General features: G+C 43.7%; 15 protein-coding genes. 9 read left to right on the top strand and 6 right to left on the bottom strand.

What is annotated here, in order from left to right; all coding sequences use genetic code 11:
- The first annotated feature begins 61 nt into the window (after positions 1 to 61).
- From VXQ92_RS08470 to fdx, 8 genes are all read left to right on the top strand, one after another.
- Positions 62 to 712, top strand: a complete 651-nt coding sequence (locus VXQ92_RS08470) for a hypothetical protein (RefSeq protein ID WP_144723971.1) — start codon at positions 62 to 64, stop codon at positions 710 to 712.
- A 112-nt stretch (positions 713 to 824) separates the two neighbouring features.
- Entirely contained in the window at positions 825 to 1,298 is a 474-nt protein-coding gene (locus VXQ92_RS08465; RefSeq protein ID WP_005096769.1) for an Rrf2 family transcriptional regulator, read from the top strand.
- Between the two features lies 1 nt (position 1,299).
- Positions 1,300 to 2,517 carry an IscS subfamily cysteine desulfurase gene (locus VXQ92_RS08460; protein ID WP_064096078.1) on the top strand — a complete coding sequence of 406 codons (1,218 nt, stop codon included), beginning with the start codon at positions 1,300 to 1,302 and terminating at the stop codon, positions 2,515 to 2,517.
- Positions 2,518 to 2,621: 104 nt separating this feature from the next.
- Positions 2,622 to 3,008, top strand: a complete 387-nt coding sequence (gene iscU, locus VXQ92_RS08455) for a Fe-S cluster assembly scaffold IscU (RefSeq protein WP_004279815.1) — start codon at positions 2,622 to 2,624, stop codon at positions 3,006 to 3,008.
- A 34-nt stretch (positions 3,009 to 3,042) separates the two neighbouring features.
- Positions 3,043 to 3,363, top strand: coding sequence for an iron-sulfur cluster assembly protein IscA (gene iscA / locus VXQ92_RS08450; protein WP_005107159.1), 321 nt, complete (start codon positions 3,043 to 3,045; stop codon positions 3,361 to 3,363).
- A gap of 102 nt (positions 3,364 to 3,465) precedes the next feature.
- Positions 3,466 to 3,981: a Fe-S protein assembly co-chaperone HscB gene (gene hscB / locus VXQ92_RS08445; RefSeq protein WP_064096077.1), complete on the top strand. Its 516-nt coding sequence runs from the start codon at positions 3,466 to 3,468 to the stop codon at positions 3,979 to 3,981.
- A 36-nt stretch (positions 3,982 to 4,017) separates the two neighbouring features.
- The gene (hscA, locus tag VXQ92_RS08440) at positions 4,018 to 5,877 is read left to right on the top strand and encodes a Fe-S protein assembly chaperone HscA (RefSeq protein WP_416681095.1); all 1,860 of its coding nucleotides are present in this window, start codon (positions 4,018 to 4,020) and stop codon (positions 5,875 to 5,877) included.
- Positions 5,878 to 5,892: 15 nt separating this feature from the next.
- A complete protein-coding gene (gene fdx / locus VXQ92_RS08435; protein WP_191731178.1) occupies positions 5,893 to 6,231 on the top strand; it encodes an ISC system 2Fe-2S type ferredoxin in 339 nt (112 codons plus the stop codon).
- An 88-nt stretch (positions 6,232 to 6,319) separates the two neighbouring features.
- On the opposite strand, the gene VXQ92_RS08430 is transcribed toward fdx, so the two are convergent.
- The 5 genes from VXQ92_RS08430 to aspA form a co-directional block, all read right to left on the bottom strand.
- A complete protein-coding gene (locus VXQ92_RS08430) occupies positions 6,320 to 7,765 on the bottom strand; it encodes an adenylate/guanylate cyclase domain-containing protein (protein ID WP_064102061.1) in 1,446 nt (481 codons plus the stop codon).
- A 56-nt stretch (positions 7,766 to 7,821) separates the two neighbouring features.
- On the bottom strand, positions 7,822 to 8,256 hold the full coding sequence (locus tag VXQ92_RS08425; RefSeq protein WP_004646760.1) for an HIT domain-containing protein: 435 nt from the start codon (positions 8,254 to 8,256) through the stop codon (positions 7,822 to 7,824).
- Positions 8,257 to 8,485: 229 nt separating this feature from the next.
- Positions 8,486 to 11,944: a transcription-repair coupling factor gene (mfd, locus tag VXQ92_RS08420; RefSeq protein ID WP_416681094.1), complete on the bottom strand. Its 3,459-nt coding sequence runs from the start codon at positions 11,942 to 11,944 to the stop codon at positions 8,486 to 8,488.
- 123 nt (positions 11,945 to 12,067) lie between these two features.
- Entirely contained in the window at positions 12,068 to 12,433 is a 366-nt protein-coding gene (locus VXQ92_RS08415) for a hypothetical protein (RefSeq protein ID WP_171255283.1), read from the bottom strand.
- A 129-nt stretch (positions 12,434 to 12,562) separates the two neighbouring features.
- Positions 12,563 to 14,014 carry an aspartate ammonia-lyase gene (gene aspA / locus VXQ92_RS08410; protein ID WP_416681093.1) on the bottom strand — a complete coding sequence of 484 codons (1,452 nt, stop codon included), beginning with the start codon at positions 14,012 to 14,014 and terminating at the stop codon, positions 12,563 to 12,565.
- Positions 14,015 to 14,423: 409 nt separating this feature from the next.
- On the opposite strand from aspA, the gene putP reads away from it, so the two are divergent.
- A complete protein-coding gene (gene putP, locus VXQ92_RS08405; protein WP_416681092.1) occupies positions 14,424 to 15,932 on the top strand; it encodes a sodium/proline symporter PutP in 1,509 nt (502 codons plus the stop codon).
- Between the two features lie 64 nt (positions 15,933 to 15,996).
- Here putP and VXQ92_RS08400 read toward each other — a convergent pair whose 3' ends face one another.
- On the bottom strand, positions 15,997 to 16,491 hold the full coding sequence (locus tag VXQ92_RS08400) for an Lrp/AsnC ligand binding domain-containing protein (protein WP_416681091.1): 495 nt from the start codon (positions 16,489 to 16,491) through the stop codon (positions 15,997 to 15,999).
- Positions 16,492 to 16,584 lie beyond the last annotated feature (93 nt).

The raw sequence follows: 16,584 nt of genomic DNA, 5'->3' as shown, positions 1-16,584 counted from the left end.
GAAATCTTTTTACAGGCAGGAAGCTTTTTCACTTTATATTTCAGGTAAGGATTGGTTGTATATGAGCGAATCGCAACAAAGTCAAAATCAACCGCATTTGTTGCTTACGATGATGTTAATTGTTCTTGAAACAATATTTACCTTCATTCTCAAGCATGATCGTGTCGTTGCTCTACAGGCCAAAAAGTTTGTAGATGAAAATATCTCGGTTAAAATCAATAGCTATATTCCATATTTTGACTTTTATGTGCAATTCACCCCAAACGGGCTATTGTTTGACCATAAAGCACCAGGCCGCATTGTAGATCTGGATGTACGCACGACCCTCCCTGACCTGATTAAAATTTTTATTTTTGGCAATCGTCGCAGCATCCGCAATATGCGCATTGATGGTCATCAGGTTTTAAAAGATGAGTTTCGTGATCTGTTAACTGTATTTAGTTTACCAAAAGTCTTGGCTGACTGGAGGCACTGGCTGTCCGAGGCACCTACAGATGAGACAGAAATTGTTGCCTCTAAAAAGCGTATTGCACCACTTCTAAAGAAAATTGAAGAGCAACGTTCCAAGATCAATACCTTGCAGGTAGAAGTTAAACAGTACAGAAACCGTCTGAAACGGATCGAGCAGCGTCAAAAGCGCATTAATATTGCTTTTGGCCTGAGCACCATACTTTTGATTACGTTATTAGTGTATAATTGGCTGAGTGTGTAAATCTTTCATTATCCAAAATTTAAATCCCACTAAGGTCTACCAAAAATAACTTGACTATTTTAGTCGGGATTCTTAGAATTGACACATCTAGTCTAACCATGTGTATCGAATCATGCGCCTAACCACTCGCGGTCGCTACGCTGTGACTGCTCTGCTTGATCTAGCTTTACAGCCTTCTGAAAAAACGATTACGCTCGCTGAAATTGCGGCACGCCAAACTATTTCTGTCGCGTATCTTGAGCAGTTATTTGCAAAACTCAAACGCCATGGCTTAGTTTCAAGTGTTCGCGGAGCAAATGGTGGTTACCATTTAGCACGCAATGCAGATGAAATTACAGTATTAGCAATTATTGAAGCTGTAAACGAAACAGTTGATGCGACTCGATGCGACCATAAAGGCAACTGCCAGAATGGCGCAATGTGCTTGACTCATGATTTATGGCAGGAACTCTCCCATCACATTGCCGATTATTTAGCAAAAATCTCGCTTGCTGATCTGGTTGCGCGTGACAATGTACAAACCGTGTCATTACGCCAAAATTCAGCCCCCTTTGATTCAGCCCTTTTATCGGTTACAGGTATTTGACATGAAACGTCCGATTTATCTTGATTATGCAGCTACAACTCCTGTAGATCCTCAGGTTGCTGAACGTATGATGGAATGCTTAACATTCGATGGTACCTTCGGTAATGCAGCATCTCGTTCACACGCATATGGTTGGCAGGCTGAAGAAAAAGTTGAATATGCACGTGAGCAAGTTGCCAATTTAGTTAAAGCTGATCCGCGTGAAATCGTATGGACCTCAGGTGCGACCGAGTCAGACAACCTTGCAATTAAAGGTGTAGCTCATTTCTATGCATCTAAAGGTAAACATATTGTTACCTCTAAAATTGAACATAAGGCAGTTTTAGATACCTGTCGTGAGCTTGAATCCGAAGGTTTTGAAATTACCTATATTGAACCACAGCCTAAAACTGGTTTAATTACACCTGAGATGGTACAGGCAGCGATTCGCCCAGATACGATTCTTGTTTCCCTGATGATGGTAAACAATGAAATCGGTACGGTGACTGATGTTGCAGCGATTGGTGAAATCACTCGTGCCAACAAGATTTTCTTCCATGTCGATGCTGCCCAAGCAGCGGGTAAAGTTGAAATTGATCTTTCGACTTTAAAAGTGGACCTGATGAGCTTCTCTGCACACAAAATTTATGGTCCTAAAGGTATCGGCGCATTATTTGTACGTCGCAGCCCGCGTGTACGCCTTAAAGCTGAAATGCATGGTGGCGGTCATGAACGTGGTATGCGTTCAGGTACGCTGGCAACACATCAAATCGTAGGTATGGGTGAAGCTTTTGAACTTGCAGGTAAAAACCTGGAAGCTGAACAGACTCGTATACGCGTACTTCGTGACAAGCTTTGGAATGGCCTGCAAGATTTGGAACAGGTTTTCCTAAATGGTCACCCGACTCAAAACGTTGCAAACTACCTCAACGTAAGTTTCAACTTCGTTGAAGGCGAATCTTTGATGATGGCATTGAAAGATGCTGCGGTATCTTCAGGTTCAGCATGTACATCTGCAACACTTGAACCATCTTATGTACTTCGTGCGCTCGGTCTTTCAGACGAGCTTGCACACAGTTCGATCCGCTTCAGCTTTGGTAAATACACCACTGAAGAAGATATCGATCACGTATTGACTATCACTAAAGCTGCTGTTGAGAAGTTACGTGAACTTTCTCCGCTTTGGGATATGTATAAGGAAGGTATTGACCTTTCTAAAGTTGAGTGGGCTGAGCACTAATTTTCATCCTGAGATAGTAACGAATCCGTTGCTGTCTCATTGAGAAAAATTTTTTTACCCCCATATTTAATACTAAGGCTGACCCCGAGGTTTGGAGAAGCAACATGGCTTATAGCGAAAAAGTAATTGATCATTACGAAAACCCTCGTAATGTTGGCGTTTTAGACAAAAATGCTGAAAACGTTGGTACTGGTATGGTTGGTGCGCCAGCATGTGGTGACGTAATGCGTTTACAGATTCAGGTAAACGACGAAGGCGTGATTGAAGAAGCACGTTTCAAAACTTATGGTTGTGGTTCTGCCATTGCATCAAGTTCACTGGTGACCGAATGGCTCAAAGGTAAAACTTTGGATCAAGCTCAAGCGATCAAGAACATTGATATTGCAACTGAACTTGCACTTCCACCAGTAAAAGTACACTGCTCTGTTCTTGCTGAAGATGCAATTAAAGCAGCTGTAGAAGACTACCGTAGCAAGAAAGTTAAAGCTTAATTGTTCCACGTTTTGAAATTTTAACGGAGTTTTCATGATCCATTTAACTGAAAATGCTGCAACTCATATCAGCAATTATTTAAAAAATCGCGGTAAGGGTGAAGGTATTCGCGTTGGTGTGAAAACTTCAGGCTGTTCTGGTCTGGCTTATGTGCTCGAGTTCGTCGATGAAGTCGATGCACATGATCAGGCTTTTGAACAGTTTGGGGTTAAAGTATTCGTTGACCCGAAAAGTCTGGTTTATCTTGAAGGTATGGAGATGGACTACGTTAAAAACGGCTTGAACGAAGGCTTCGAATTTAACAACCCCAACAAGAAAGGCGAATGCGGTTGTGGTGAGTCCTTCACTGTATAAACCCGACAGTTATTCTCTTTGACATTAAAACAGTGTGTTTCACACTGTTTTAATTGCATTTATACAGTTATTTTTGCACATTAATCGCGGATCACCTCTCCCATGAATCATTTTGAGCTGTTCAACCTTCCTGTAGCACTCGATATTGATTTGGCGGCTTTAAAGACTGAATTCTTAAAGTTGCAGCAACAATATCACCCAGATAAAGCTGAAGACAAAGATCAGGCTCTGATTAAATCAAGTGATATCAATCAGGCATTTAAAGTCTTGTCAGCGGTCGATAGCCGTGCAGCGTATTTACTGTCTCTCAAGAAACAGGATTATCACTTAGATCAGTCGATCAGTGATTTTGAATTCTTGCAGGATGCTCTGGAAATTCGTGAACAACTGGACGATGCAACTTCTGCTGAAGATTTAACCTCACTTAAACTCGAAGTCCAGCAATGGATCGAGGGTCTGGTTCGCGAGTTTAAAATTGATTATGCGGATGAAGACTGGGCTGAAGCACGCGATACAGTGCGTAAACTACGTTTCTTTGTCAAAGTCATGGCCGATATCGACAAAGCGGAAGACCGCTTCCTGGACGATGACAGCTTTGATCTTGATGATGATTTCTAATTTTTTTAATATTTAACGTGCAAAGGATGTAACACTATGGCTCTCTTGCAAATTGCAGAACCAGGTCAATCAAGTGCACCACATGAACACCGCATTGCGATTGGTATCGATTTAGGCACCACCCACTCTTTGGTTGCCACGGTTCTTTCAGGTAAAGCCAAAGTACTTAATGACGAACAAGGTCGTGTGCTACTTCCTTCTATCGTGCATTATGCAGAACAACAGACTCAATACGGCAATGAAGCAGCGCCTTTCATTATTACTGACCCGAAAAATACCATCGTTTCTGTGAAACGCTTCATGGGTCGTTCAAAAGCCGACATTAAATTCCAGCATCCCTATACATTGGTCGGTGAAGCGAATGAAATGCCGGCTTTTGAAACTGTGCAGGGTCGTAAGACTCCGGTTGAAATTTCTGCAGAAATTTTAAAGCAGTTAAAAGACCGCGCTGAAGCAAGCCTGCAAAACCCGGTCAATGATGCAGTCATTACTGTTCCAGCTTACTTCGATGAAGCGCAGCGTCAGGCAACCCGTGATGCTGCCCAGCTTGCCGGCTTGAATGTTTTACGTTTATTAAACGAACCTACTGCAGCTGCCGTGGCCTATGGTCTTGATCAAGAAAGCAATTTAAGTACAGATCGCAACTATGTGATCTATGACTTGGGTGGCGGTACTTTCGACGTTTCCATTCTGCGTTTTTCTCAAGGTGTGTTTGAAGTTCTGGCAACCGGTGGTCACACTGCGCTCGGTGGTGATGACCTGGATCGTTTAATCCTGAAATGGGCCAAAAAACAGCTGAATATCGAGACTTTGAATGATACTGAATATGCACATTTCATTGTCGCTGCGCGCAAAGCCAAAGAAGCTTTGTCGGATGCAGATTCAGTTCAACTCCAACTGCTTGATCAAGTATTAACACTGGATCGTCCGACATTTGAAGACATCATTAAAGTTGCTTTAGACAAAACCATCAGTGTCTGCAAACGTGTGATGCGTGATGCCAAGCTTGAACTGAATGACATTCAGAATGTCGTTTTAGTCGGTGGTTCAACACGTTCTTATGCGGTACAAAAAGCTGTGCGTGAAGTGTTCAACCAAGAACCGCTATGTACTATTAATCCGGATGAAGTAGTGGCGATTGGCGCATCAATTACTGCGAACCAATTGATTGGCAATTCAACCGATGGTTCATTGTTATTGGACGTGACCCCATTGTCTCTTGGTCTTGAAACCATGGGCGGACTGGTTGAACGTTTAATTTCGCGCAACACCGCAATTCCGGTGGCTCGTCGTCAGGAATTTACCACTTATCAAGATGGCCAGACTGCCATGTTGATTCATGTGGTTCAAGGTGAACGTGATCTGGTTGAACATTGCCGCAGCTTGGGCCGATTTGTGCTGCATGGCATTCCACCAATGACTGCTGGTCAGGCACGTATTGAAGTGACGTTCCAGGTCGATGCAGATGGCTTGCTGACTGTATCTGCCAAAGAAACCACCTCTGGTGTGAATGCCCATATCGATATCAAGCCATCTTATGGTTTATCGGGTGAAGATACTGAACGTCTACTGCTAGAGGGTTATAAGTTCGCTGAAGAAGATAAAAATCTTCGTCATTTGAATGAAACCAAAGTTGAAGCACGGCGTGAGCTGGAAGCACTGATTCAGGCACTTAAGGTAGATGCCGCTCTTTTAACGGAAGATCAGCTTACAGCTCTGCAAACTGCACAAACCCAACTTGAAACTGAACTTCAGGGTTCAGATATCAAAGCAATTGAATCTGCCGTTGAACAGCTTAAAATACATAGTGATGCTTTTGCAGCAGCACGTATGAATCAACATATTGATGCTGCTCTCAAGGGTACTAAACTCGACGACTGGTCAAACTCAAACTAATTTAAGGTAACGACTATGCCACGTATTAAAGTTCTTCCACATGCGCAGATTTGCCCCGAAGGTGCTGAGTTTGAAGTCGAACCAAATGCCAATCTTTGCGAAAGCCTGCTGAAAAATGGCATTAAAATTGAACATGCTTGCGATATGTCAGCTGCGTGTACGACCTGTCATGTAGTCGTGCGCAAAGGTTTTGACAGCCTCGAAGAAATGAATGATGTTGAAGCTGATTTACTGGATCGCGCCTGGGGTCTAGAACCAGACTCACGTCTTTCTTGTCAGGTTAAGCTAGACGGTGAAGATCTGGAAATTGAAATTCCCAAATATACAATTAACCATGCGTCGGAAAATCATTAAGATTTTCGCTGCAAGCTCGATAAAAAACCACGCTCAGGCGTGGTTTTTTCTTTGCTAGAAAGAATTAAACTAAATTTAGATGAACTCTCTAAATATGTTCAATCACTTCATCTTCAAGCTTTAGTTTGACAATACCCTGCGAGTTGGTCATTTTCTGCTGAATTTCAATGCGTTTAATCATTTTTTCCAGTACATGAATTAACTCAGGATATTCAAAGTTTTGCACTTCGTCCAGATTAAGCAGTAAATGAAAACCCTTATATTCGTAATCGAACCAGCGCTGGTATTCGACTTTCTGAGACGCATATTTTTCCATCACCTGCCAGGTTCGCACTGGCGTTTTAATGCCTTTCAGGAAAATCGGCTTTTTCGGTGCGCAAAGATAATCATCCTTGATCAAATTATGAGTATCTTCTGAAATCAGGATTTCATCGACTGCCGCGGCACTTTGCAAACGCGCTGCCAGATTGGCATCACGCCCTACAATGGTATAAGCCATACGATGCGTGGCCCCATAATTTCCTACGTGGCAATAGCCGGTTGAAATTCCCATGCGGATATGGAGCGGCGGATAACCCATTTTTATCCAGCGTTCGCGCAGCAACTTCATTTGCTGACGCATTGCCAATGCCATTTCCATACAGTTTTTGGCATCCTGCTCCACGCCTTCAGAATGCGGATCACCAAAGAAAATCAGGATGGCATCACCCATGAACTTATCAACAGTTGCTTCATAGTTTTTTGCGATTTCGGTCATATGCCGAAGATAATCATTCAGCAGGAATGCCAGATCATCTGGAATCAGGGTTTCAGACAACTCTGTAAAACCTTGAATATCTGAGAAAAAAATCGTCAGTTTTTTACGTTTATACTCAATTTTGGCTTCAGACTCACCTTTCATGATCGATTGCCACAACTGCATAGGCGCATAGCGACTCAACTGATTGGCAAATTCCATATAGCGGTTCATCTGTTCGAAATAATGGTCTTTCTTCTGGGTCATGTATTGCACACGACCACTTTGATAAAAACTTCCAACACCAAAATAGGTAATCAGGCAGATAAAACCAAGAACCGTCAGTTCACTACTGGTCGACTCAAAATAATTATTAAACCCGAAGACCAGAATATTGGCCAGATAGAAAAGCGTAATCCCGATCAGGCTGGCTAGAGAAGCCATCATAAATGAGATTTTATTACTAATTGCGGTATAGAGGACTGCCACCAGACCGAGTAAAGACAATACCAGGTCCAGATGCACGGCCGCCAGAACCACCGAAATGACAATCACATCGATCAGAAAAAGAATATTGCGCCGGATATGATAATCATATTTATAAATCATCCAGCGAGATAGCTTGGGGATGATCAGTAAAACCAGAAACAAAAAAAAGGGAACAAAAAGTTGATACTGGGTATCTGGTTCAGTGTAATGAAAAACGACCAGAACCACAGACAACATGATATATCCCATCATGCGATGGAAATATTCGAACTGATGAGGCTCTTTTTGAATCCAGTCGTCTAATTGCACTCACTCACTCCCTGAAGTCCGCAACTGTCCATGGTTCTTTGAATGCCTTTGACTGATCAGTCCATGCGCCAGTCAAATGGCATATCGCCCTGGCCACGTAAAGCCAGCATTAAGGTTTGACGCATGTGTGCAAGTACTTCACTGCTATATGGAACTGCAGGTGTGCCCCAAACCGGTTTTGGCCATGCAACATCGTTCTGGTAACGGACCACATGATGAAAATGCAATTGCGGCACCATATTGCCTAGCGCTGCTACGTTCATCTTATCCGCACGGAAAACACGTGCCAGCTGGCTAGATAACCAGCTTGACTCTCTTAAAAACTGCTCTTGGTCAGCTTGGCTCAATTCATATAGTTCAGAGACACCCGGCACACGTGGAATCAGAATCAGCCAGGGAAATTGCATATCATTCATCAAACGACATGTTGACAAAGGAAAGTCGCCTACAAAAAAAGTATCTTGAGCAAGTTGTGGATGCAAACTAAACATATCTTTATAAATGATGCAAAATTAGAATGATGGCTAATACTAACATATCCAACTGAAGCTGAATATTGGAAGCAATGTGTTTAAAGACAAATTCTCATGATTTGTTGCAAAGCAGATCACAACAATCACTCTAAACAATTCATCAAAAAAATCAAGCCTGTCGTTCCTGCAAATTTCATCCTGTAATGTAATCCCAGCTGAATTTTCAGGCTGATTTAATCGAATAAAATCAGTGTAATTCTTTGAGCAGACTATCCAGCAAATCCTGAATAAACTGAATCCGTTTTTGATAATCTTCCAGCATGACCATCACTTTCAGACGCTGTCCTCCCTCCATACGGAAATAGGTCGGATGTTTCTGCATCATCTGGATGATGGTCATCGCCTGAACCGGGGTATCCGGGGCAAATTCAATATGCCCGCCCTGGCTACTGATATCAATTTTGGTAATACCAAGCTGTTCGGCTTTCAGTCGAATCTGATGGACGGTAAATAGCTGTTTGACAGGTTGTGGCGGTATGCCAAAACGGTCGATCAATTCCATCCGGATATTGTCCAGTTTTTCCTGGGTATCGGTATTACTGATACGCTTATAAAACAACAGACGTTGATGGACATCGCCAAGATATTCATCCGGAATCAGTGCGGGCATATGCAGGGTAATTTCGGCAGTCAAAGACAATGGTGCATCGAAGTTTGGCGTTTTGCCTTTTTGAATGGCTTTGGTGGCTTTTTCCAGCATTTCCATATACAGGCTATAACCAATCGCCTGCATCGAACCACTCTGCTGCTCACCGAGCAATTCACCTGCGCCGCGAATTTCCAGATCTTCAGTTGCCAGCATAAAACCGGCACCCAAGGTTGATGCACGCTGAATGGCGTCCAGACGTTTTTCCGCATCACCTTTTAAGGCTTTTAAAGACGGCACCATTAAATAGGCATAAGCCTGATGATGTGAGCGCCCTACACGTCCGCGCAGCTGATGCAGTTGTGCCAATCCGAGTTTGTCAGCACGTTCAATCAGAATGGTATTGGCATTCGGAACATCAATCCCGGTTTCAATAATGGTCGAACATACCAGAACATTATATTCCTTATGATAGAACTGCTGCATCACCTGCTCCAGTTCACGTTCACGCATCTGCCCGTGGGCCACAATCACCCGCGCTTCCGGCACCAATTTACGGATATGCTCGGCGGCACGATCAATCGTATCAACTTCATTATGCAAAAAATAAACCTGACCACCGCGCAGTAATTCACGCAGAATCGCTTCTTTAATGGTGTCATCGGTATGTTCTTGCACAAAAGTTTTCACCGCAAGACGGCGTGCCGGCGGTGTGGCGATAATCGACAGATCACGCATGCCACTAAAGGCCATATTCAGCGTACGTGGAATTGGGGTCGCAGTCAGTGTCAGCATATCAACATCGGCACGCATGGCCTTGATTCGTTCCTTGTCGCGCACACCGAAACGATGCTCTTCATCGACAATCATCAGACCGAGATTCTTAAACTGGACATTTTCCTGCAAAATCTTATGTGTACCAATCACAATATCGACTTTACCTTCAATCAGGTCGTCAATGGTCTTGGTATGTGATTTGGAAGAACCGAAACGTGACAGCACTTCAATCCGGACCGGCCAGTCGGCAAAACGATCTTTGAATGAATCATAATGCTGTTGGGCCAGCAAGGTAGTCGGTACCAGAATTGCCACCTGCCGGTTATTCTGTACTGCAACAAATGCGGCACGCATCGCGACTTCTGTCTTGCCGAAACCGACATCACCACACACCAGTCGATCCATCGGTTTGGCCTGCTGCATATCCTGCAGCGTCGCTTCAATGGCATTGGCCTGATCCGGTGTTTCTTCATAAGCAAAGCCACTAGCAAATTGCATATACAGGCTTTGATCGATTTCAAAACTGATCCCGGGCTTGGAAGAACGCCGTGCCTGAATATGTAGCAATTCGGCCGCGACATCGTGAATCTGCTCCAGCGCTTTACGTTTGGCTTTATTCCAGGCATCTGTACCGAGTTTATGCAAGGGTGCCAGATCCGGATCACCGCCACTATACCGGCTGATCAAGTGCAGATTGGTCACCGGCACGTAGACTTTGGCGGCATCGGCATAATCTAGCTGCAGGAATTCATGATCCTGATCATCAATACTTAAGGTGACCAGACCAGCATAACGTCCGACCCCATAATCGATATGTACCACAGGCGCACCCATGGTCAACTCAGTTAGACTTCGGATCAGAAACTCTTCGGAAACTTCCTGCAGACGCTTGCGACGGCGCTGTACCACCCGATGTTCATACAGCTGATTTTCAGAAATTACGCTAACACGATCAGTCAATACCAGACCGCGCTCTAAAGGTGCATTGGTAATGGCAATTGCATGCAGGGACTTGACAAAGCTATCAAAATTTTCAACTGTTGGAATATCACCCAGACTTGGTCTTAATGCATCTTTGAGACTTTCACGGCGTCCAGCACTTTCAGCCACCAGCAGTACTGGATGATTGGCCTGATCAATATATTTTTTGACTTCATGAAACGGTTTTTCACGTTTCGGGTCTACAGGTAGACGCGGTGGCAACTGGGTATCGAGATTCAATACTCCAGCTTTTTGATCAAAAGGTGTTTGTGCGGCAATGATACGTGCAAACTGATTCAGCTGCTCCAGCACCTGATTGGTCTGAAAAAACAGGCTTTCTGGAGGCAGGATCGGCTGATCGACATTGTGGCGACGATCTTCATAACGGCGTACCACATCCTGCCAAAACTGGCTGAGACTTTCTTCGAGAGCCCTATCTGTAATGACAATGCCATTCTTTGGTAGGTACGAAATCAGTGAACTTTGGCCTTGCATTGCTTCCGCGCTGAAAAACAAGGGCAAATAAAACTCGATTCCCGGCGAGACTATGCCATCCATCACATCCTGATAGATCGGGTTTTTCTTTGGATTCGCGGTCGGGAAAAATTCGGCATAGCGGTCACGGAAAGTGGCACGACCTTCCTTGAGCGGAAATTCCTGTGCCGGCAATACGGTAAACTGCTGCAAACTTTCTGTGGTGCGCTGAGTTTCAGAATCAAAAAATTTCAGGCTTTCAATTTCATCATCAAACAGGTCAATCCGAATTGGTGCTTCCTGTCCCGATGCGTAGATATCCATGATACTGCCGCGCACTGCGAATTCACCCGGATCATAAACGGTATCGACCAGATGATAACCCGCCTGAATCAGCTTTTTCTTTTGTTCTTCCAGATCAAATTTCTGACCGACATGAATATCAAAATGCTCACCCAGAATCCATGAGGTCGGCGCTACACGTTGTGCCAGAGTTGAGGCGGACAGCAACAGTACACCTGTTTTGGGCATATTGGATAAGATTGCCAGACGTTCCGAGACAATATCCTGATGTGGGGAGAGACGGTCATAAGGCAAGATTTCCCAATCTGGAAAAATCGTGGGTTTAATCCCATAAAATTCCAGTTCACTTTCCAGTTGACCCAAATGCTGATTATTACGTGCAATCACGATAAATAAACGCGATTGCTGCTGCACGATTTCTTTAAGCAATAATGCAGTTGAGGAACCTTGCAGATTGCCTAACCAGCGTTTCTCGCCTGCTTTGAGCTGTGGTAAATTGAGTTGGGAAATTTCTTGCTGGAACATGGATATAGCTTTAAAGTCTAAATAACCTGAGGCTTATACTAGCACGATGATCTCAGGATATTTTGTTATTTTTATGCAGTCTTGCGACATCAATACACATCAAAAATAAGCCACTTTTGCAGCTTATTTTTGATCACGCAGAAAGTTACGATAATAATCATTTAACTTCTTAAGGATCATTTTGAATTGCAGCAGGTTTTCTTTGGTATTGCCTAAAGTCGCATTAAAACGCTGATGGGCAATTTCCAGATCAATTTTTTCATTGATCAGCATCGCGGTATCATATAACGCTTTTAAATCATCAAACTGTTTTAAACGGCGATTGGACAAATACTCTAATCGTGCACCCAATTCCTGATTGAGTTGAATACCATCGACGATATAACCTGTACCTTCTACATACTGGATATTCTGCTCTTCTAAATATAGCTGTGCAGCAGTCGGTTTATTACTTTTAAATAATGCACTGATTTTATCAAACATCGCCATTTACCCAGCCAAATATAGTTCAGCTTATAGTCTAGATGAAAATGCCTCAAATCCACATCCTGAACTTAAGGCAAATTATCAAAATAGCAGCTGTTCGATGTTACATACGACTTAACGTCTCTGGCTCTGTTAAGAAACCTGTTCGAGCTGATTCTCTGCTGAAGGGATTTCAGACACCAGATTTTCAAATGCAAAAATCTCTTCTAATTGCGCTTCACTCAATAAGTCCAACTCTAATACCACTTGTGGCACGGTTTTATTTTCGCGCATACATTGTTTGCCGATTTCATCGCATTTGGCATGTCCCAATATCGGTTCAAGCAAGGTCACAATCCCGACACTGCGCATAACTGAACTTAAGCAGATCTGCTCGTTGGCCTGAATACCAGCAATACATTTCTGATTCAGAGTTTGCATGCCTTGGGTCAATAACTGAATTGATTCATTCATCGCCACGGCAATCACAGGTTCCATGACATTCAATTGTAGCTGCCCGGCTTCCGCAGCCATAGTAATGGTTAAATCATTACCAATCACCCGGAAGGCAATCTGATTCACAACTTCCGGAATGACCGGATTGATTTTTGCCGGCATGATCGAAGAACCCGCCTGTAATTCGGGTAACCGAATTTCAGCCAGACCTGTACGCGGTCCCGAACTGAGCAGGCGCAGATCATTACAGATTTTGGACAGTTTTACCGCCAGACGTTTTAAACTGCTCGACAAGATAATAAAGACGCCACAATCACTGGTCGCCTCGACATAATCTGCGGCTCCTTTTAAAGGCAGACCGGTCAGATGCGCCAAGGTTTCTACCACCCGCTTGGCATAGCCCGGTGGTGTATTGACCCCGGTCCCAATCGCAGTAGCACCTAAATTGACTTCCAGCAACAACTGTCGCATCTGCCTAATCATTTTCAGATCTTCTTTTAATAAAGTCGCAAATGCTCGGAATTCCTGTTCCATAGTCATCGGAACTGCATCTTGTAACTGGGTACGTCCCATCTTGATAACATATTTAAATTCAGCCGCCTTCTGGCCTATACACTCTATTAATGCGTTAAGTACATTCAATAATTCGTCCAGACTGCTATAGGTTGCCAGACGCAAGGCTGTTGGATAAACGTCATTGGTCGATTGCGAGGTATTGACGTGATCATTCGGATGCAGAATGTGATAATCACCTTTCTGATGGCCCGACATTTCAAGGGCAATATTGGCGATCACCTCATTGGCATTCATATTGATGGATGTTCCGGCACCGCCCTGATAAGGATCGAGTGGGAATGCCGATTGCCACGCTTCCGGATGCTGAATCAATTCATCACAAGCTTTCTGAATAACAAGACTGGTCTGCTCAGGCAATTTTTTAAAATGCAGATTAGCCTGTGCCGAGGCTTTTTTTACTTGGGCCAAGGCACGAATAAAATGCGGTTGTTGTCCTACGGCCAGTCCGGAAATCTTAAAATTTTCGATAGCACGTAAGGTATGAATCCCATAATAGCTATGTAATGGAATCTGTTTTTCACCCAACAAATCACGTTCTATGCGGGTCGGTTCGATTTGAAGCAAATTGTCCACGGAAAAATACTCTTGGCGATGCACCGTATTTGGTGTGATCTCAATATGAGCAAACAAATCCACATCTAATATGAAGACTTTGACCTAGATTTGCTACTGTTTATTACCAATACGATAGAGCTGTTAATTCTGTAAGTTTATGTAATTTGCTGGCTAAAATTTCTCTACGTTAATTGTTTATTATGCATTGCCACTTTTTTCTTAATCGACGTCTTTTCGCCTTGTATACCCGTAGCTACTCATCGTTCAATTTCAGTGGATCCGGAATGAATTTACAATAAGAAAACATAAAAGCCGTGCAATTGTTACAGAGTGTAATTTTTAAACCATGCTTGAATCACTGCCTTGCGATCTCCGTACAAAAAATCATCTTGGACGATGATTTTCATATTTACAGGATGCCCTGCCTATGACTTATTTAAATCCCACCCTGATTACCTTCATGTTTTATATTATCGCCATGATTGCAATCGGTTTATATGCTTACCGTGCAACCTCTAATTTTGATGAATATATTTTAGGTGGGCGAAGTCTGGGCAGTGTCGTTACTGCACTTTCGGCGGGCGCATCGGACATGAGTGGCTGGCTATTGATGGGTCTTCCGGGAGCCATTTACCTCTCCTGCCTGTCAGAAGCGTGGATTGCCGTCGGTTTGATTATCGGCGCATGGCTGAACTGGTTACTGGTGGCAGGTCGACTGCGTGCCCATACCGAATATCAGAACAATGCCCTGACCTTGCCGGATTATTTCACCAGCCGTTTTTCCGATCGTAAACGTATTTTACGGGTCTTGTCTGCCTTGGTGATTCTGGTGTTTTTTGCGATTTATTGTGCCTCGGGTATGGTTGCAGGCGCACGTCTGTTTGAAAGTCTTTTTGGCTGGAATTACACCACAGCACTTATGATTGGTGCGATGGCGACCATTCTCTATGTCTGTATTGGCGGCTTTTTGGCAATCAGCTGGACCGATACATTCCAGGCCGGCCTGATGATTTTTGCCTTATTGCTGACTCCGATCATTACTTTCCTCGCCTTGGGTGACAACAGCCAGCAAGTGAGTGTCATTCTTGAATCGGCTCGTCCACATGCCTCAAGCATGCTTGAAGGTTTAAGCACCGTCGCGATTATTTCCAGTCTGGCATGGGGCTTGGGTTATTTTGGTCAGCCGCATATTCTGGTGCGTTTCATGGCAGCGGATTCGGTCAAAACCATTCCTGCTGCACGCCGCATTGGCATGACCTGGATGATTCTATGCCTAGGCGGTGCAGTGGCTGCCGGTTATATCGGTATTGCCTACTTCAGTGTCAATCCGGCATTGGCCTCGGTGGTCAATCAAAACCCTGAAACGGTATTTATGGAATTGACCAAAATCCTGTTTAATCCGTGGATTGCCGGAATCATTCTGGCTGCTATCTTGGCGGCAATTATGAGTACCTTGAGCTGTCAGCTTCTGGTCTGCTCAACCACCCTGACCGAAGATTTATATAAGAGCTTCCTGCGCAAAAATGCTTCACAAAAAGAACTGATCTGGGTCGGTCGCGGCATGGTCTTGGTGATCGCGTTGGTTGCGATTTCACTGGCGATTAATCCGAACAGTAAAGTTTTGGGTCTGGTGGCTTATGCCTGGGCAGGTTTTGGTGCTGCATTTGGCCCGCTAATTATCCTGTCTTTGTTCTGGAAGCGTATGACCCTCAACGGCGCGATTGTGGGTATGGTGGTTGGTGCCGTGACTGTAATTGTCTGGAAAAATTACATGGGCGATACCGGACTTTATGAGATTATTCCGGGCTTTATTCTGGCCACCCTCAGCATTATCATCGTCAGCCTGCTGGATAGAGCACCGAACGCTGATGTAGTCGAACGCTTTGAAATGGCTAAAGCCGAGTATCAAAAAGAAATGGCGGAAATGAAAAAATAAACATTTTCTTCAGCATAAATTAAAGGGGCTTTCGCGTCCCTTTTTGATTTTAATTTACTGCTAATTATTTGGCTTTTCCCGGCATTTTCAGATGAATTCTTTGACTTTCTTTAATCACTTCCATCACCGGATAACTGCGCGTTTCCTTAATTCCGGGCAATTGCCACAAGATCTGACCAGAGATTTTCCGGAACTCATCCATATTGGCACAGCGGATTTTCACCACGAAATCAAAACCGCCACTGATCATATGACATTCAATAATTTCAGGAATCTGCCGCACAGCATGGGAAAATTCATCTAGAACATTCGGTGTGGTTTTATCCAGTAAAATTTCAACAAAGACCACAAAACCATTATTCAACATCACGGGGTTGAGACGCGCTTCATAGCCCACAATAAAACCTTCACGGGTCAGCTTTTGTACACGGGCCAAGGCTGCCGTAGGTGACAGATTGACCAGTTCAGCCAGTTTGATATTGGACAGCTTGGCATCAGATTGCAATAAACCCAGTATACGAATATCTATACGGTCAAGGTTCAAATAAGGACTTGGCATTAGAATTATTCTCTAAAAAAAGCGAAAACTATAGTGAGATATTCGTCAAATATTCTGTGATTATAGATTAAAACTCATTCACCTCAAAGAACT

The organism is Acinetobacter sp. 228 (genome assembly GCF_048147885.1).
The sequence above is the reverse complement of the archived record's forward strand: the minus strand, read 5'-3'. Positions and strand labels throughout refer to the sequence as shown.